General features: G+C 40.3%; 16 protein-coding genes. 5 read left to right on the forward strand and 11 right to left on the reverse strand.

What is annotated here, in order from left to right:
- Positions 1-2: 2 nt before the first annotated feature.
- A complete protein-coding gene (locus tag KIH23_RS06325) occupies positions 3-1124 on the forward strand; it encodes a peptidylprolyl isomerase (RefSeq protein WP_213212140.1) in 1122 nt (373 codons plus the stop codon).
- A 32-nt stretch (positions 1125-1156) separates the two neighbouring features.
- Positions 1157-2389 (forward strand): peptidylprolyl isomerase, encoded by a 1233-nt coding sequence (locus KIH23_RS06330; protein ID WP_213212141.1) that lies wholly within the window; start codon positions 1157-1159, stop codon positions 2387-2389.
- Between the two features lie 61 nt (positions 2390-2450).
- Here the strand turns inward: KIH23_RS06330 and KIH23_RS06335 are convergent, their stop codons facing one another.
- From KIH23_RS06335 to KIH23_RS06360, 6 genes are all read right to left on the reverse strand, one after another.
- Entirely contained in the window at positions 2451-2882 is a 432-nt protein-coding gene (locus KIH23_RS06335) for a hypothetical protein (protein WP_213212143.1), read from the reverse strand.
- Between the two features lie 2 nt (positions 2883-2884).
- Positions 2885-3496, reverse strand: coding sequence for a GNAT family N-acetyltransferase (locus KIH23_RS06340; protein ID WP_213212145.1), 612 nt, complete (start codon positions 3494-3496; stop codon positions 2885-2887).
- An 86-nt stretch (positions 3497-3582) separates the two neighbouring features.
- Entirely contained in the window at positions 3583-4761 is a 1179-nt protein-coding gene (locus KIH23_RS06345) for an AIR synthase related protein (protein ID WP_213212147.1), read from the reverse strand.
- A 47-nt stretch (positions 4762-4808) separates the two neighbouring features.
- Complete coding sequence (locus KIH23_RS06350) at positions 4809-5576, reverse strand: OmpA family protein (protein ID WP_213212149.1); 768 nt, start codon at positions 5574-5576, stop codon at positions 4809-4811.
- A 9-nt stretch (positions 5577-5585) separates the two neighbouring features.
- Entirely contained in the window at positions 5586-6476 is an 891-nt protein-coding gene (locus KIH23_RS06355) for an OmpA family protein (protein ID WP_213212151.1), read from the reverse strand.
- Positions 6477-6609: 133 nt separating this feature from the next.
- Positions 6610-8799 (reverse strand): glutamine synthetase III, encoded by a 2190-nt coding sequence (locus tag KIH23_RS06360; RefSeq protein WP_213212152.1) that lies wholly within the window; start codon positions 8797-8799, stop codon positions 6610-6612.
- A 209-nt stretch (positions 8800-9008) separates the two neighbouring features.
- Here KIH23_RS06360 and KIH23_RS06365 point away from each other — a divergent pair, with 209 nt between their 5' ends.
- Positions 9009-9959, forward strand: a complete 951-nt coding sequence (locus tag KIH23_RS06365) for a TerC family protein (protein ID WP_213212154.1) — start codon at positions 9009-9011, stop codon at positions 9957-9959.
- A gap of 41 nt (positions 9960-10000) precedes the next feature.
- On the opposite strand, the gene KIH23_RS06370 is transcribed toward KIH23_RS06365, so the two are convergent.
- Positions 10001-10528 (reverse strand): hypothetical protein, encoded by a 528-nt coding sequence (locus tag KIH23_RS06370; protein ID WP_213212156.1) that lies wholly within the window; start codon positions 10526-10528, stop codon positions 10001-10003.
- A 100-nt stretch (positions 10529-10628) separates the two neighbouring features.
- Between KIH23_RS06370 and KIH23_RS06375 the strand changes: the two genes are divergently transcribed.
- Complete coding sequence (locus tag KIH23_RS06375; protein WP_213212158.1) at positions 10629-10847, forward strand: hypothetical protein; 219 nt, start codon at positions 10629-10631, stop codon at positions 10845-10847.
- A 50-nt stretch (positions 10848-10897) separates the two neighbouring features.
- On the opposite strand, the gene KIH23_RS06380 is transcribed toward KIH23_RS06375, so the two are convergent.
- Positions 10898-14323, reverse strand: a complete 3426-nt coding sequence (locus KIH23_RS06380) for a methylmalonyl-CoA mutase family protein (RefSeq protein WP_213212160.1) — start codon at positions 14321-14323, stop codon at positions 10898-10900.
- 186 nt (positions 14324-14509) lie between these two features.
- Here KIH23_RS06380 and KIH23_RS06385 point away from each other — a divergent pair, with 186 nt between their 5' ends.
- Entirely contained in the window at positions 14510-15232 is a 723-nt protein-coding gene (locus KIH23_RS06385; RefSeq protein ID WP_213212162.1) for a DUF4197 domain-containing protein, read from the forward strand.
- Positions 15233-15381: 149 nt separating this feature from the next.
- On the opposite strand, the gene KIH23_RS06390 is transcribed toward KIH23_RS06385, so the two are convergent.
- Genes KIH23_RS06390 through KIH23_RS06400 form a run of 3 tightly spaced genes read right to left on the reverse strand, consistent with a single transcriptional unit; the run spans position 15382 to position 17982 of the window.
- Positions 15382-16182 carry an ABC transporter substrate-binding protein gene (locus KIH23_RS06390; RefSeq protein ID WP_213212164.1) on the reverse strand — a complete coding sequence of 267 codons (801 nt, stop codon included), beginning with the start codon at positions 16180-16182 and terminating at the stop codon, positions 15382-15384.
- A gap of 2 nt (positions 16183-16184) precedes the next feature.
- Positions 16185-17009, reverse strand: a complete 825-nt coding sequence (pyrF, locus tag KIH23_RS06395; protein ID WP_213212166.1) for an orotidine-5'-phosphate decarboxylase — start codon at positions 17007-17009, stop codon at positions 16185-16187.
- 46 nt (positions 17010-17055) lie between these two features.
- Positions 17056-17982, reverse strand: coding sequence for a hypothetical protein (locus KIH23_RS06400; protein WP_213212168.1), 927 nt, complete (start codon positions 17980-17982; stop codon positions 17056-17058).
- Positions 17983-17986 lie beyond the last annotated feature (4 nt).

Raw genomic sequence — 17986 nt, forward strand, 5'->3', positions numbered from 1 at the left:
GTATGAAAAAAATCTCAATTTTTATTTTTGCCTTGATCTTTTTTACGGCATGTAAAAATGCAGAAAACAACTTGCCAGATGGGCTATATGCCGAAATTGAAACCAACAAAGGAACCATCATAACCCAACTTGATTTTGAAAAAACACCCGTAACCGTAGCTAATTTTGTTTGTTTGGCCGAAGGAAAAAACCCTTGTGTAGCAACGCAATTTAAAGGCAAACCTTTTTATGACGGGCTCAAATTTCATCGAGTGATTCCTAATTTTATGATTCAAGGCGGTGATCCTAATGGTGATGGTTCGGGCGATGCCGGCTATAGATTTAAAGATGAAATCAATGAAAACTGCTTTACTGATGGCGGTGTTTTAGCCATGGCAAACTCAGGACCGGCTACCAACGGAAGTCAATTTTTTATCACACATACCGCTACCCGTTGGCTTGATGGAAGACATACCATTTTTGGACACGTCGTTGACAACGGTATGGAAACGGTTAACAGCATTGAACCCAATGACGAAATCGTAAAAGTGACCATCATTCGAAAAGGAGCTGCAGCCAAAAAATTTGATGCCGAAAAAGTTTTTGCCAATAACTTTGTTGAAGAAGCCAAAGCACGCGAACAGCAAAAAAAGATTGACGCAGAAAATCAGCGTTTATACGAAATCAAATTCAAGCCGGTAATCGATAAAAAATTGGCTGAATTTGCTGCTTTGCGTAAAGCCAGCCAAAAAACAGCTTCGGGTTTGCAGTACAAAATCATTGCTTCAACCGGAGGAAAAAAACCAAAACCAGGTAGTGAAATTTATATTCATTACGCCGGATTTCTTGAAAACGGTGACTTGTTTGATACCAGTAAAGCATCCGTTGCAGAACAATTTGGCAAACTCGACATTGCAAGAGCACAAGCACAGCAATACATACCGATTCCGTTTACTGCCGGAAAAAGAGATGGCATGATTCCGGGTTTTATTGAAGGCATTGAAAAATTATCTTTTGGAGAAAAAGCTATTATTTTTATACCTTCACATTTGGGTTACGGCCCGCAAGGTGCCGGTGGAGTGATTCCGCCAAATGCCAACCTTATTTTTGAAATTGAATTGCTAGAAAAAATGCCTAATCGTTAGTTATAATCATTTAAATCAATTACTTAAACACAATGAAAATTAAAATTTTTGCTCTTATATTTTTGGCGAGCTTCAGTATGAATGCCCAAAAAGGAAAAAAAGCTGTTCCGGCAAAAAAACCGACTGCTGCCAATCAGGCAAAACCTGCACAAAGCACAGATGGCCTTTTTGTTGAATTTGAAACTGCCAAAGGAAAAATCTTGGTTCGTTTAGAGTATCAAAAAGTCCCAATCACAGTTGCAAACTTTGTGGCTTTGACTGAAGGAAAACAAAGCTTTGTAACCGACCCAAAACTCAAAGGAAAACCATTTTATGATGGGCTTAAGTTTCATAGAGTGATTAAAGACTTTATGATTCAAGGTGGTGACCCTGCCGGAAATGGTTCTGGTGGTCCGGGTTATAGCTTTAAAGACGAAATTGTTCCGGAATTTGTGTTTGATAAATCCGGTATATTAGCAATGGCCAACTCAGGTCCGGCCACCAACGGAAGTCAATTTTTTATTACGCACAAAGATACGCCTTGGCTCAACGGAAAACACACCATTTTCGGTTATGTAGTTACCGGTCAAAATGTAGTAGATGCCATTGCACAAGACGATGTGATGAAAAAAGTAACCATCATTCGCAAAGGTGCTGCTGCCAAAGCATTTGATGCTGTAAAAGTTTTTGGTGATTACTATGCAAACAAAGCCGAAGACGATAAAAAACAAGCGGCCATTCAAGCCGAAGCAAAAGCCAAAAAAGAAGCAGCTGATGCTGAAGCTAAAAAAGCATATGATATGAAATATGCTCCGGTAAAAGCCGAAAAAGTAAAGCAATTGGCCGAGGTTAGAAAAACTGCTACCAAAACAGCTTCCGGGCTAGAATTTGCAAATCTTAAAAAAGGCACTGATAAAAAACCAGCTGATGGAAGCAATATTTATGTTCATTATGCCGGATATTTAGAAGACGGTTCTTTGTTTGACAGCAGCTATGAAGAAGTAAACAAAACCTACGGAAAATTTGATGAAAACCGCGCGAAGCAAAACGGTTATCAACCATTTCCGTTTCAAGCGGGCCGCAAAGACGGTTTGATTCCGGGCTTTTTAGAAGGTATTGGCAATATGAATATTGGCGATAAAGCGGTTTTCTTTATTCCTTCAAACTTAGGATACGGTGAGAGCGGAGCCGGCGGCGTGATTCCACCTAATGCCAACATCATTTTTGAAGTTGAGATTTTTGATGCCTTACCGGGCTCAACCATCACTACTACTGAAAAGAAATAAGTACAAGTATATATAATAAAAAAGCACGGTTTTGAACCGTGCTTTTTTTTATAAGCTAATTTTAGAATTTCCAGTCAAAATCATCAGCGTTTTTGGCAACAACTCCAAGTTCAACTTTGACAATTTCGTTGTATTCGGTTTGCAAGATGAGCCAATGATCTTCATTAAAGTGATTCTCGGCTAAATCAAATTCTTCAATTTCCCAGTTTTTGTATTGTTTGGTTTGAAGCAGTTTCTTGATTTCATCAGCGGTTTTCCCGATCACGAATTGCTGGTACAAAACCAAATCCGGATGCGATGAAATAATATAACCCATTCTAAAACCTTCATCTTCATAAAAAGTTAGTCTGAGTTTGGGCGCGTTGTACACATAAATAATATTCTGGTCGTCATCTTCAAATTGTTTGTCAGGCTTGCCTAAAACCGCTTGAACATCTTTTTGTTTCATACCAAACAACAACGGACCAATGCCAAATTTGGGTCTGATTTCCATATTTATCTGTTTTTAATTTTTTGTTCCAGGTTTGTTTTTACCCCATTAAACCATTCGTCGCGCAAGATACTCAAAACAATACTATCGCGGCGGACATCGCTCTGATAAGTAGGCATGTTGCTGCGCAAAACACCGTCTACTTGGCAACCAATACTGCGCATGGCGGCTTTGCTTCGTTGGTTATTGTTATCGGCTCTGAATTCAACGCGCTGCATACCGAGCGTTTCAAAAGCATAGGTCAACAACAAAAGTTTGCAGTTTTTATTGAGCGCGGTTCCTTGAAAATCTTTTCCGTACCAAGTGTAGCCCAATTGTAAAGTCTGAAAATGAGGTTGAATATCGTAAAACCTTGTGGAGCCAGCATATCGATTGGTGGTTTTATCAAAAACAACAAACGGAAACTCGGTGCCTTTGGCTCTGGCCTGGATGGCTTTTCGGATGTATTTTTCTAAGTTCTCAGCGCCCGAAGCAGGCTCTAACGAATACTTCCAGAGTTCGGGTTCTTGCAGCGAAAACGGCAATAAATGATCAAAATCTGAAAGTTCTAACGGACGCAGTAAAACGCTTTCGTTTTGAAGGATGATATTTTGTGGGATAAAAGTTGATTCTGACATGGCGGTTTCTTTAGCCCCGATCGCAACGGCATCCTCCCGACTCGTTCGGGAGATATAGTGGAGAGCGGGAATAGCTTCAAAAAATATTAATATTCAAAAATTCCGTTCGGGCTTTGGATGGTCAACTTCTTGACATCAGAAGCCTCTACTCTACCGACAATTTGCGCCGCAATGCCGAACGATTCTGAAATTGAAATCAAATCGGCAGCCATGTGTTCGGGCACATAGAATTCAAGGCGATGTCCGCAATTGAATACTTGATACATCTCTTTCCATGAGGTTTGCGATTGCTCTTGAATAAGCGCAAACAAAGGCGGAACCGTAAATAGATTGTCTTTGATGATGTGCAGATTTTCAATAAAATGCAACACCTTGGTTTGACCGCCACCGCTGCAATGCACCATACCGTGAATGTCGGTCGGGCGATATTTTTCGAGGACTTTTTTGACTACCGGCGCATAGGTTCTCGTAGGCGACAAGACTAGTTTTCCGGCATTGAGCGGAGCTCCTTTGACCACATCGGTGAGTTGAATATTCCCGGAATAAACGAGTTCTTTGGGTACTTGGGCGTCATAACTTTCGGGGTATTTCTCGGCCAACGAATGATGAAAAACATCGTGTCGAGCAGATGTTAATCCGTTGCTGCCCATGCCTCCGTTGTACTCGTTTTCATAAGTAGCCTGTCCAAACGAAGCCAAGCCAACAATAACGTCTCCGGACTGAATGCGAGCGTTGTCAATAACCTCAGAGCGTTTCATACGAGCCGTTACGGTTGAATCAACAATAATGGTGCGCACCAAATCGCCTACGTCAGCGGTTTCACCTCCGGTAGAAAAAATCTCAACGCCATGGTTTTTGAGTTCGGCAATGAGTTCTTCAGTTCCCGAAATAATGGCTTGAATTACTTCGCCGGGAATGAGGTTTTTATTGCGCCCAATAGTAGACGAAAGCATGATTTTACTGGTGGCTCCTACGCAAAGTAAATCGTCGATGTTCATGATCAGTGCGTCTTGGGCAATGCCTTTCCAGACTGAAAGATCGCCTGTTTCTTTCCAATACATATAAGCCAAGGATGATTTGGTTCCGGCGCCATCGGCATGCATCACCAAACAATAATTGTCATCGCCGGTTAGAGTATCGGGGACTATTTTGCAAAATGCTTTAGGGAACAAACCTTTGTTGAGGTTTTTGATGGCGTTGTGTACATCGTCTTTGGTAGCCGAAACGCCGCGCAAATCATAGCGCTTTGAAGTTTCTGAATTCATGGTTGTGTTGTTGTGTGGCGCAAAGATAACCAAGCTTTTGCTGCCTGTCAATGTTCGAGGATTAAAATTTCAACACGGCGGTTGGCATCTTCTTCTTGTGGTGTTTTTTCGGGAATGGTATAGATGGGTTTACTGGTTCCGAAGCCTTTGTAAGACAAGCGTTTTCTACTGATTTTTTGTCGCGCCAAATAGTTGTACACCGCTTGGGCTCGGCGCGTAGACAAATCGTTGATGTCGTATACCAATTGACAACAAATGTGGCCCTGAATTTCAATTTTAAGCGATGGATGTTCTTCTAAAGCGCACAATAAATCTTGTAAAACCGGCAGTGATTGCGGCAGAATACGCGCGGTCATGTTGGCAAAATAAATGCGTGTGAGTTGAATTTTATCGCCCACTTGAGCTTGACTGATTTGCTCACTCAAATGAGAATCTTTTGGTTTTTGTGGCTTTTGGGTGTAGTTGATGATGACTTTTCGGTTTTCAGACTGCACTTTTGACTGCGGAAAATCTTCACCAAAACCTTTGATTTCGTAGCCTTGTTGCACCAAAATATTTTTTTCTTGAAGATAGGCCAAAACTGTTTTGACGCGTTTGATTGACAGTGAATCGTTGTAATGATTACTGCCTTTCCAGTCACAAAAACCATAAATCTTGGTAACCTCAACATTCGGATGATCAGCAAGCCAATGCTGTAATTGGGTTTGCGCAGTTGGGTTTAAATCGCAGCGGTCAAAGTCAAAAAAAAGCGTGAGCTCCTGCCCTTGCAGTGCCGCAGACAAAAACATCAAACATACGGCAAACACTTTTTTCATAACACAAACTTATCTTGCGGTGATTTCAATTTCAACACGACGGTTGGCCGCGCGTTGGGTTTCGTCTTTTTCGGGAATTGGATGAATGGGTTGACTGCTGCCAAAACCTTTATAAGTGAGCCTTTCAGGATTGATGCCTTGGCCGACCAAAAAGTTTTTGATGGCTTTGGCGCGTTGGGTTGATAAATCATTACGATCAACCGGCATACAACATAAATGCCCTTGAATTTGCACTTTCATGCTCGGGTTTTTCTGCAAAACGAGCAGCAATTCATACATTTTAGAGCGCGATTCAGGAACCACAATATAGGTGTTGATGACAAAATTCAAGTTGTCAATTTTGAGCTTTTCACCCGTTTGCGCCTCGCCGAGTTTCTTCATAAAAGCAACATCAAGCTTGTATTCGTTGACCGAACCATCCGGATTGGTGAATTGCATTTGTTCGGGATAATGAATCACTTCGCGCAATTCTGAAACCGGTTCTTTGGGTTTGATGCCTAGAATTTCGTCTTCACGCGGTAAATCTTTTTCGAGCAAATAATAAATGGTCACTTTTCGGTTTTGGGCTTTGTTGGCTGATAGTGCGAAGTTTTCGCCGAAGCTGCGCGTTTTAAAATCGTCGCGAATCTTGATGCGATTCTGAATCTTGTTGTAAATACAAGCAACGCGTTTTTGCGCCAGTGTATCGTTGTACCCTGAAGTTCCGTCTTCATCGGTAAAACCGTGAATGGCAAGGATTTTTCCGGTGGTATTGGAAGTTATCCACTGCTCTAAAGATTGGGTTTGTGTTGTATTGAGTTCAAACTTATTGCTATCAAAATAAACCGAGAAATTTTCTTGAGCAAAAAATGATGAAACATTTAAAACCAAACAAAATAAAATAAAGACAAGCTTTTTCATGCCGCAGAAACTGATGACCCAAAAATAAATAATAATTACCTGAACAAACGTTTAAATAGACCTTAAATTACTTATGCTTGGATACAAATAAAAATCCCGCCTTTTGAGCGGGATTTTTTCTAATTCAAAATGACTATCGTGTGAATAATAACTCTCTGTATTTAGTGAGTGTCCACATTTCATCATCGACCAACAACTCAAGTTTGTCGCAATGGTCACGAATGACATCGAAATACGGTTTTACTTTGTCACAATAAGCATCGGCCATTTTCTCAACAGAAGTCAAGTTGTTGGCCTTTTTGCGCTCTTCAATCATGGCATCAACATTTGAGTTAATACCCTCAATATGCAATGAAATTTCTTTGATGAGCGAGATTTGTTCTTTGGCGATTTTCTCAAAATCTTTTCCGAAGATTTCTTTAAGGCCGCGCACATTTTCAATCAAAGTATTTTGGTAACGAATGGCCGTTGGAATAACATGATTTCTGGCAATATCACCTAAAATTCTACCTTCAATTTGGATTTTTTTGGTGTATTCTTCGAGTTCAATTTCATAACGCGCTTCCACCTCAACATGATTCATAATGCCCAACTCTTCAAAAAGCTTTACAGCTTCTTTCGAAACTTTAGCTTTTAGAGCTTTTGGTGTGGTTTTGTGGTTGCTCAATCCGCGTTTTTTAGCTTCTTTTTCCCAAGCGTCGCTGTAGCCATCACCTTCAAACAAGATGTTTTTGGTTTCTTTGATGTATTCACGTAAAATGTTGAAAATCGCTTCGTCTTTTTTGAGGCCTTTTTTCTCAATCAGCGCATCTACCTCAACTTTAAAATCAATCAATTGTTTGGCTACAATCGCGTTCAAAGTAGTCATTGATGTAGCGCAGTTGGCTGATGAACCTACCGCACGGAACTCAAATTTATTTCCGGTAAACGCAAAAGGCGAAGTACGGTTACGATCGGTATTATCCAACAATACATCTGGAATTTTACCAACCACATTGAGTTTTAAATCAGTTTTTTCTTCTGGTGAAAGTTTACCGTTGGTTACCCCTTCAAGTTCTGCCAATACTTTGGTCAATTGCTGTCCGATGAATACAGAAATAATGGCCGGTGGCGCTTCATTCGCACCCAAACGGTGGTCATTACTTGCCGATGCGATGGAAGCACGAAGCAATTCTTCATAACGATAAACCGCTTTAATGGTATTGATGAAGAAAGTCAAAAACTGCAAGTTGCTCATCGGTGTTTTGCCCGGAGCCAATAAGTTTACGCCTGTATCAGTAGCCAATGACCAGTTGTTGTGTTTACCAGAACCGTTCACACCTTTGAATGGTTTTTCGTGCATCAACACTTTGAAATCGTGACGCTCAGCAACTTTTGACATCACATCCATCAGCAATGAATTGTGATCAACAGCTAAGTTGGTTTCTTCAAAAATCGGGGCTAACTCAAACTGATTAGGCGCTACTTCGTTGTGGCGCGTTTTTACCGGAATTCCAAGCAACATACACTCGTTTTCTAGATCGCGCATATAATTCAAAACACGCGTTGGAATCGACCCAAAATAGTGATCTTCTAATTGTTGTCCTTTGGCCGATGTATGACCCAGCAATGTTCTTCCGGTCATGTTGATATCCGGACGTGAAGCTGCCAAAGCCGAGTCAATCAAAAAGTATTCTTGCTCCCAACCCAAAGTCGGAGTAACTTTCTTTACATTTTTATCAAAATATTTAGCGACTTCTGTTGCTGCCTCATCAATTGAAGTCAAGGCACGCAACAAAGGTGTTTTATTATCTAAAGCCTCACCAGTGTAGGATACAAATACTGTAGGAATACACAAAGTAGTTCCGTAGATGAAGGCCGGAGATGTTGGGTCCCAAGCAGTGTAACCTCTGGCTTCAAAAGTATTGCGGATTCCTCCGTTCGGAAAAGACGAAGCATCAGGTTCTTGTTGTACCAATTGACCACCACCAAATTTTTCAACCGGATCACTTCCGTCAAATGAAGTTTCAAAAAAGGCATCGTGTTTTTCAGCAGTAGCACCGGTTAATGGTTGAAACCAGTGGGTATAATGGGTTACTCCTTTGGTGAGCGACCATTCTTTCATACCCATTGCAATATAATCTGCCAACTTGCGATCAATTTTAGTCCCGTGCTGGACAGCGCTTTTAACTGCTTTGTAAGCCTCAGGCGTGAGGAATTGTCGCATGGCTTTGTCGTTAAATACATTGGAACCAAAAATCGCCGACTTTTTGTCGAGTTCTTCTACTTTAACCGGTTTTCTGTTTCCGGCGGTGTGTAGTGCTTGAAAACGTAATGTTGACATAAAATTTGTTTTAAAAGGTTTTACCCCGTTGTTTGTGATGCAAATTTATAAAAAAATACATCCAAAATAATTTATACCCCTATTTTTTACAGGGTTATTTTAAAAATTAGATAAAATGTTTGTTTTTATAGACCAAAAACATATGCCTGCAAAAGTTGCCGATGAAATACACAAGGGTTATATTTGTTCCATACCCAATAAACTGCTTTATGATTGTTTGGATTCTATTTTTACTCGGAATTTTTGCCATTCTTGCCCTCGATTTAGGCGTATTCAACAAAACACCACATATTATTAGTGCGCGTGAAGCCGGAAAATGGACTGCCGTTTGGGTTTCACTTTCGTTTGTTTTTTCAGGCGTAGTCTATTTATTATATCAAAACCAATCCATTGACAATCCTGACCAACTTTCACCTACTGGCGCTTTGATGAAATTTATCTCGGGATATTTAATTGAATTATCGTTGAGCATTGACAACATTTTTGTCATGGCGGTTATCTTTAGCTCCTTTAAAATTGCGCAGAAATACCAGCACCGAATTTTGTTTTGGGGTATTCTAGGCGCGATTATTTTTAGAGGTTTGATGATTTTTTTCGGAGTTATCCTGATTCGTCAATTTAGCTGGACCACATACTTATTTGGAGCATTCTTATTATTTACTGCCGGAAAAATGCTTTTCTCCGCACAAAGTGAAGAGCCATTTGAACCAAAAGAATCATGGGTGTATAAATTATTAGGAAAAGTGATGCCGATTTCAAGCAAAACCGATCACGAACATTTTGTCATCAAAAAAGAGAATAAAACCTTCGCCACACCTTTATTGGTAGCCCTAGTCATCATTGAAGTTATGGATGTTTTGTTTGCCTTAGACAGCGTACCGGCTATCTTGGCCATCACCTCTGATCCTTTTTTGGTTTTTAGTTCAAACATCTTTGCTATTTTGGGCTTGCGATCAATGTACTTTTTCTTGGCGCATATGCTTGAAAAATTTGCACATCTTGAATATAGCCTCATTGCTATTTTGAGCTTTGTAGGTTTAAAAATGATTTTACACGACTTTATTGAAATTCCAGAGTGGGCTTCTTTGAGTTTTATTGCGGTTGCTTTAGCAATCGGCGTTTGGGTTTCGCTTAAAAGCAACCCTGAAAATAAGGCATAAAAAAACCGCCCGTAAAGGCGGCTGGCATCAGCAAAAGTTAATTAGGGTAAAACTTTTACTTTTTGATCATTAATTTTATAAGTCTTAATTAAGGTTTTATAATCCATATCGTACGGATCAACAGAACTCTTATTGCTTAAATAGCCTGGAATAATGACAATTCTAAAAGTTTGATTGTACAAGTAATTAGGCGTAGTTGAGATGTTATAATTTCCTCCGGCATAAATTGTAAAATCAACTCTGCTAAAATCATAATCATAATCTAATTCACCTTGGTTTAAATAAAGTGTTCTTGGAATGGGTTGCCAAATAGGTGTTTGTGAATTAATGGTTCCAGACATTCTGTAAATAATAATGTTATCTGAAAGTAAGATCTGCGGATCCAATGCACGGTAAATCGTATACTCGTTATTAGCATCGAGCGAAAAGTTTACATTTCTAAGTTCAAAAACTTCACTTTCGGCTGAATATCCATCATTGCCTTGCGGACCTTGCGGGCCTTCCGGGCCTTCACAACTATTCAATATCAAAGAACAAACACTTGCTAAGAGTAATGCTATTTTTTTCATGACTTTGGTTTTTATGGTTATGCGCCGCGCATTTCAAAAACCAAACCAAAAATTAACCAAAACCTAAAATGTTTAATTTTGACAAATCATTAACACAATTATGAATCATCCAAAGTTCAAAGCAGTACACCAGCAAGTTCAAGAAGTCATAGATTTAATCGGGCATAAAAATAATACCCTCGCGCAAATCAAAATCAACAATACCCGAGAATTGCTGGACGCATTAATTGACTTTACTACTGATGATGCTGATTTGATTGAAATCAGTAAGTACCAAATTTTAATCAACCAACTTGAAAAATCAATCGCAGGAAAATAAAAAAGCACGAGCTTCAAAACCCGTGCTTTCTAATAAATGATATAAATAGATTACATATTGCGTCGGTACTGACCGCCTACTTCAAACAAAGCTTTGGTGATTTGCCCGAGTGAACAAACTTTAGCAGCCTCCATAATACACTCAAAAATGTTTCGGTTGTTGATGGCAGAATCTTGAATTTTACTGAGTTGATCGGTTACTCTTTCAGCCTGAAAACCGTGTAAAGCTTCGAGCATTGTTATCTGATATTGCTTTTCTTCTTCGGTGGCGCGAATCACTTCAGCCGGAATGACCGTTGGCGAACCTTTTGAACTGAGGAATGTATTCACCCCAATAATAGGGAATTCACCGGTATGTTTGAGCATTTCATAATACAAACTCTCTTCTTGAATTTTCGAGCGCTGATACATGGTTTCCATCGCACCGAGCACACCGCCTCTTTCCGTAATTCGGTCAAATTCGGTCAAAACAGCTTCTTCAACCAAATCAGTCAATTCTTCAATAATAAACGAACCTTGAATTGGATTTTCATTTTTGGCCAAACCTAACTCCTTATTAATAATGAGCTGAATAGCCATCGCACGACGCACAGATTCTTCGGTTGGTGTCGTAATCGCCTCATCATAAGCGTTGGTATGCAATGAGTTACAATTGTCATAAATAGCATACAAAGCTTGCAGCGTTGTTCTGATGTCATTGAAGTCAATTTCTTGCGCATGCAGCGAACGACCCGAAGTCTGAATGTGGTATTTGAGCATTTGCGCTCTTTCATTGGCGCCGTATTTATTCTTGAGCGCTTTGGCCCAAATTCTCCTGGCTACACGACCAATCACGGCATATTCAGGGTCAATTCCATTGGAAAAGAAAAACGACAAATTCGGACCAAAATCATTGATGTTCATACCGCGACTCAAGTAATACTCAACATAAGTAAAACCGTTGGCCAATGTAAACGCCAATTGCGTGATTGGGTTGGCTCCAGCCTCGGCAATATGATAACCCGAAATAGAAACCGAATAAAAATTACGGACGTTTTTCTGAATGAAGTATTCTTGAACATCGCCCATCAATCTCAAGGCAAATTCGGTTGAGAAAATACACGTATTCTGCGCTTGATCTTCTTTTAAAATATCGGCCTGAACTGTTCCGCGCACTTGCGAAAGTGTTTTGGCTTTGATTTCGTTATAAACATCGGCCGGCAAAACCTGATCGCCGGTTACCCCCAAAAGCATCAAGCCCAAACCATTGTTTCCTTGTGGTAATTCGCCTTGGTATTTCGGACGAGGAATTCCTTTGCGTTTATAGATTTCATTGATTTTCTCTTCAATTTCAACCTGAAGATTGTTTTCAATAATGTATTTTTCGCAGTTCTGATCAATAGCCGCATTCATAAAGAAACCGAGCAACATCGGCGCCGGACCGTTGATGGTCATAGAAACCGAAGTCATCGGATGGCTCAAATCAAAACCGGAATACAACTTTTTGGCATCGTCTAAACAACAAATAGAAACCCCGGCATTTCCGATTTTTCCGTAGATATCCGGACGCAAATCAGGATCGTTTCCGTAGAGCGTTACCGAATCAAAAGCGGTAGACAGACGCTTGGCCGGCATGCCGAGTGAAACATAATGAAAACGGCGATTGGTTCTTTCCGGTCCGCCTTCACCGGCAAACATACGCGTCGGATCTTCGCCTTCGCGCTTAAACGGATACAAACCTGAAGTAAACGGAAACTCGCCCGGTACGTTTTCTTGCAAAACCCATTGCAAAATGTCTCCCCAAGCTTGATATTTCGGCAAAGCCACTTTCGGAATTTGCGAATGCGATAAACTCTCGGTATGGGTTTGAATCTTGATTTCTTTGTCGCGTACTTTAAAACTGTACACCGGATTTTTATACATCGAAACTTTGGCATTCCAGTTCAAAATAACTTCCCAGTTGTACGGATCTAAATCCATTCTGATTTTGTCAAATTGTTGTAAAAGCAATTCTAAAAACACCTTGTTGTCTTCGGTTCTGTTGAGCGAAATCGCGTCAATTCCTGACTTATCAATCGCGATGGTTTGCTTATTGACCGTTTCAAGAGTTTTATAAACTCCGTATAATTTCTGAGCCACATCCACCTGAGATTTTGCCTTGGCGTCATACGAGCGATTGTTCTCGGCAATTTCAGACAAATAGCGCGTGCAATGCGGCGGAATCACAAAGATTTTCTCGCTCATCTCACGGGTAATTTCAAAAGTTGATTTCAAATCTACTCCGGTGCGCTCCACCACTTTATCCATGATTTTTTTGTAGAGCGTATTCATGCCCGGATCGTTGAACTGCGAAGCAATCGTGCCAATCACCGGCATATCATCGGGGTTTTGATCCCACAAATTATGGTTGCGTTGGTATTGTTTTTTTACATCGCGAATGGCATCCAGTGCCCCGCGTTTGTCAAATTTGTTGATGGCCACCAAATCGGCAAAATCGAGCATGTCAATTTTCTCCAACTGTGTCGCCGCACCAAATTCAGGTGTCATGACATAGAGCGAAACATCAGAATGATCTAAAATTTCGGTATCCGACTGACCAATGCCTGAAGTTTCTAAAACAATTAAATCGTAATGAGCAGCTTTGAGTACTTCAATAGCCTCGGCTACATATTTTGACAAAGCCAAATTTGATTGACGCGTAGCCAACGAACGCATATACACCCGCGGATTGTTGATGGCGTTCATGCGAATTCTGTCGCCCAGCAAAGCGCCGCCGGTTTTCCTTTTGGATGGATCAACCGAAATGAGCCCGATGGTTTTCTCCGGAAAATCAATCAAAAATCTGCGCACGAGCTCATCTACTAAAGATGATTTTCCGGCGCCACCGGTTCCGGTAATACCCAAAACTGGTGTTTTGCAATCAATATTTTTGGTGTGTATAGAATCTAAAGTGGGTTTGGCTGCCTCCGGAAAGTTCTCAGCCGATGAAATAATGCGCGCAATAGCTTTCGGATTTTTACCCGGTAGTTCATTGATTTCACCATTGAGAGAATCCCCTACCGGAAAATCTGCGCGTTGCACCAAATCATTGATCATGCCTTGCAAACCCATCGCACGCCCGTCATCAGGTGAATAGATGCGTTCGATTCCGTAGGATTGCAATTCTTCAATTTCTGAAGGAAGAATTACTCCGCCGCCGCCGCCGAAGATTTTAATGTGGCTCGCTCCTTTTTCTTGGAGCAAATCATACATATATTTAAAATACTCGTTGTGCCCGCCTTGGTAAGATGTCATCGCGATGGCATTCGCATCTTCTTGAATAGCTGTATTGACTACTTCTTCAACGCTGCGGTCGTGACCGAGGTGAATCACTTCAACACCGGTGGCTTGAATAATGCGGCGCATGATGTTGATGGCAGCATCGTGACCATCAAAAAGCGAAGCAGCAGTAACGATTCTTACTTTATTTACGGGAATATACGGTTGGGCTTGTTCCATTGTTAACAGATTCTGTTTTTAAAGCGTGCAATTTACAGAATTTTCAAAAATTTTCGGGCGGAGATTTTAAAAAGATAAAAACATCATAAAATCAACCGTTTGTCTTGTTTCATTGTTAATTCAAGCGGCTTTAAGACTAATCAAGCGTATCTTTCGTTACCTTTTGACACCTTTAAAAACTGACCCATGAAAAAACTTTTACTCCTGTTGTTCTTTTTACCGCTTACTGCACAAGCGCAATGGCAAGATGTGCTCAACCAAGTCAAAGATCAATTAGGCAAATTATCTACACAAAATTCTAGTGTTGACATTGCGGGTGGTCTCAAAGAAGCGCTCAACAACGGCATCAGCAAACAAGTCAGTAAGCTCACCGCTACCGATGGTTTTTATAAAAATCAATTGGTCAAAATTACTTTTCCGGATGAAATGCAAAAAGTCGATAAAACGCTGCGTAAAATCGGGCTCAAAAAACTCGCCGACGACGGTATTAAATCTCTCAATCGCGCCGCCGAAGAAGCGGTAAAAGAAGCCACTCCGATTTTTGTCAATGCCATAAAAAATATGAGTTTTAACGATGCCAAATCAATTTTGATGGGCAACGAATCGGCAGCGACGGATTATTTGAAAGGAACAACAACCAGTGATTTATATGCTCAATTTAATCCGATTATTCAGCAATCTATCGGCAAAGTAGGCGCAGATAAAATCTGGACCAACATCATCAAAAAATACAACAATCTTCCGGGCACGAGCAAAGTCAATCCCGATTTAACTGACTATGTCACGCAACGCGCACTCGAAGGCGTTTTTAAAATGATTGCCGTTGAAGAAAAAGACATCCGAACCAACTTGCGAGCGCGCAGCAGTGATTTGCTCAAAAAGGTTTTTGCACTTCAGGATCGAAAATAAATCTTAACAGAATTTCAACAAATATATAACAGCGGTTTAACTATGTGATGTAAAAAAAGCCCGCATCTTTGTGGTGTAATAAAGGTTTTTATTATTTGGTTTAGAGTTAGTTTAGTAAAGAAGCCGCAGACGCCCATCTGCGGTTTTTTTTATGCCAAACGTTCCTGAAGTTTTTTAAAGTACGCAAAGGCTTTGAGCAATCGGCTTCCGTACCACGAAAACATTTCACCATCAACAAATACAGTCTTGGCATGATGCGTAAAACGACCGATTTCAAAAGCATCTTCATCTTTGAACGGATACGGTTCTGACGAAAGAAAAACCACTTCAGGATCACCTTCTAAACGCATTTTTTTGATTTCAACTTCTGGGTAACGACCGGGTTTTGAAGCATATATATTATCGAAGTGATTGAGCTGTAACAAAGCGTTGATATACGTATCAGAACCCGCCACCATATACGGATCTTTCCAGATAAAATAAGCAGCTTTGCGCCTAGGAACGTGTTGCATAAATTGATTAAAATCACGCGCAGCAAATTCAAGTTTATCAACCCATTTTTGGGCTTCGGTGCGCACATTGAACAACTGTCCGAACTCTTGAATAATTTTGATGTTGTCGCTGACATCTTTAACATCAGTAACCCAAACCGGACAGATGGTTTTGAGTTGCTCGACAATTTCAAGGGTGTTTTCTTCTTTATTGGCGATGATGATATCCGGCTCAAGCAATCGAATTTTCTCGACGTGGACTTTTTTGGTTCCGCCGATGATTTTTTTGGTCGATTTAAAATGATACGGATGCACGCAAAATTTGGTGATGCCCACGATTGAATTTTCTAAACCTAAATCATACAGCAATTCAGTTTGCGACGGAACCAGCGAAACGATTCTTTTGGGCGTTTGTTCAAAGCTATGTTTTTGCCCGATTGGATCAGTAAGCGTTTTCAAAATTACAAGTTGTATTGGTTGAGAATACTTTGCATTTCTTGCTGAATAACAAGCGCTTCAGCTCTGGATTTTTGCGCAAAATCATCTTGATTGGACGCATAAATAATGGCGCGAGATGAGTTAATCAATAAACCAACTTCTGCGTTCAATCCGTGTTTGCATACTTCTGCCAAACTTCCGCCTTGTGCGCCAACACCGGGAACCAATAAAAAGTTATGGGGAATAATTTTTCTGATTTCAGTAAAATATTCTGCCTTGGTGGCACCCACTACATACATCAATCGGTGGGCATTTTGCCATGTTTGGGAAGTTTCTAAAACCTGTTGATACAAAGGTTTTCCTTGGGTAGTCAAAGTCTGAAAATCAAAAGCACCCGCGTTTGAGGTGAGCGCCAACAAAATAGTGTGTTTGCCTTCAAAAGCCAAAAACGGCTCTACTGAATCTTGCCCCATATAAGGCGCTACGGTCACCGAATCAAACTGCATGTCTTGAAAAAAGGCTTGGGCATAACGCGTAGAAGTATTGCCAATATCGCCGCGTTTGGCATCGGCTATGGTAAAAATATCCGGATGGTTTTGGTTGAGATAATCAATAGTTTTTTGTAGCGATTGCCAACCTTTTAAACCATAAGCTTCATAAAAAGCGGTGTTGGGTTTATAAGCTACCGCCAAATCATGCGTGGCATCAATAATGGCTTTGTTGAATTCAAAAATCGGATCTTCAGTAAGCAATAAATGCGGCGGAATCTTGTCTAAATCAACATCAAGACCAATGCACAGAAAGGATTTTTTTTGACGGATTTGATGTGTGAGTTGTTGGGTGGTCATGAAGTATAGTTGTATTGTGTAGTTGCAAAATTAAAAAAACAGAACTTTATTGTGAGGTATTTGATGAGACATGCTTTGATAAATTTTCTTTAATCCAAAAAGCAATTTTTTCAGAAACCATGTAAGCAGAAGCTTTCTGAAGATGCACGCCATCAGTGTAACTGTAGTATTGATTAAATGGCGTTAAATCAAGAAATCCATTGGTTTGAGGTTCAATCATTTTGATTCGCTCGCTAAAATGCGGCGCATATTTTTCTTCAATTTTCATTAATTGCTCTGAAACGGGCATCCGAACTAAATAAACTTTTCCGTGTTGTTTTAAAAATTCAATGGTTTTGAGCAAATAATCAAATCGCAACGACGAAAATTGATATACTTTTAAATACTGTTCATAGTTTAAAAGCGTGCTCTGTGTTCGGCGTTTTACGGCTTGGGCATCATCGTTTAAAGTAACTTCAAGCCAACCGTCATCGTGCAAAAAAGCCTCAGGAGATTTAGATAAGATTTTATAATAAGAACCCGAAAAATGATTGAGCAAATAATCAAAATTCGGATTGGTATGGACGGATTTAATTGCGCCGACAGCCGAATTGTTTTCGATAAAATTCTCAGCATCGTTGGGCGCGCAATCTCTGGTTGAAACACTCCAACAATCAATTGTGAGGATAAAAATACCGCGACGACTTTGGGGCGATAGTTTATGCTTGATGCTTTCGAGATATTTTGGTCCGTAAGGGCTTTTGCTGATGTCAAATGAATAGTTGTATAAATCACTTTTTAAAATATCATTCATCACCGATGGCCTTATACCTTGGGCCGATTTTGAAATCCCCAAGATCAAACTGTTTTGTGCAGGCGTGGTAAACCTTAAATAATGCGGATCTGAATAACCATCAACCAAAGCAAAAACCGCCATTGCTGAACCCAGAACAAGGCTTGCAAACAAAACGATCTGAAGTATAAATCTTTTCAAGGCG

The sequence above is a fragment of the Flavobacterium sp. CYK-55 genome (assembly GCF_018413465.1).
GTDB lineage: Bacteria > Bacteroidota > Bacteroidia > Flavobacteriales > Flavobacteriaceae > Flavobacterium.

Excerpts from the sequence above, each read along its gene's own strand:
- KIH23_RS06325 (WP_213212140.1), top strand. The coding sequence starts at position 3 with ATGAAAAAAATCTCAATTTTTATTTTTGCCTTGATCTTTTTTACGGCA.
- KIH23_RS06330 (WP_213212141.1), top strand. The coding sequence starts at position 1,157 with ATGAAAATTAAAATTTTTGCTCTTATATTTTTGGCGAGCTTCAGTATG.
- KIH23_RS06335 (WP_213212143.1), bottom strand. The coding sequence starts at position 2,882 with ATGGAAATCAGACCCAAATTTGGCATTGGTCCGTTGTTGTTTGGTATG.
- KIH23_RS06340 (WP_213212145.1), bottom strand. The coding sequence starts at position 3,496 with ATGTCAGAATCAACTTTTATCCCACAAAATATCATCCTTCAAAACGAA.
- KIH23_RS06345 (WP_213212147.1), bottom strand. The coding sequence starts at position 4,761 with ATGAATTCAGAAACTTCAAAGCGCTATGATTTGCGCGGCGTTTCGGCT.
- KIH23_RS06350 (WP_213212149.1), bottom strand. The coding sequence starts at position 5,576 with ATGAAAAAAGTGTTTGCCGTATGTTTGATGTTTTTGTCTGCGGCACTG.
- KIH23_RS06355 (WP_213212151.1), bottom strand. The coding sequence starts at position 6,476 with ATGAAAAAGCTTGTCTTTATTTTATTTTGTTTGGTTTTAAATGTTTCA.
- KIH23_RS06360 (WP_213212152.1), bottom strand. The coding sequence starts at position 8,799 with ATGTCAACATTACGTTTTCAAGCACTACACACCGCCGGAAACAGAAAA.
- KIH23_RS06365 (WP_213212154.1), top strand. The coding sequence starts at position 9,009 with ATGATTGTTTGGATTCTATTTTTACTCGGAATTTTTGCCATTCTTGCC.
- KIH23_RS06370 (WP_213212156.1), bottom strand. The coding sequence starts at position 10,528 with ATGAAAAAAATAGCATTACTCTTAGCAAGTGTTTGTTCTTTGATATTG.
- KIH23_RS06375 (WP_213212158.1), top strand. The coding sequence starts at position 10,629 with ATGAATCATCCAAAGTTCAAAGCAGTACACCAGCAAGTTCAAGAAGTC.
- KIH23_RS06380 (WP_213212160.1), bottom strand. The coding sequence starts at position 14,323 with ATGGAACAAGCCCAACCGTATATTCCCGTAAATAAAGTAAGAATCGTT.
- KIH23_RS06385 (WP_213212162.1), top strand. The coding sequence starts at position 14,510 with ATGAAAAAACTTTTACTCCTGTTGTTCTTTTTACCGCTTACTGCACAA.
- pyrF (WP_213212166.1), bottom strand. The coding sequence starts at position 17,009 with ATGACCACCCAACAACTCACACATCAAATCCGTCAAAAAAAATCCTTT.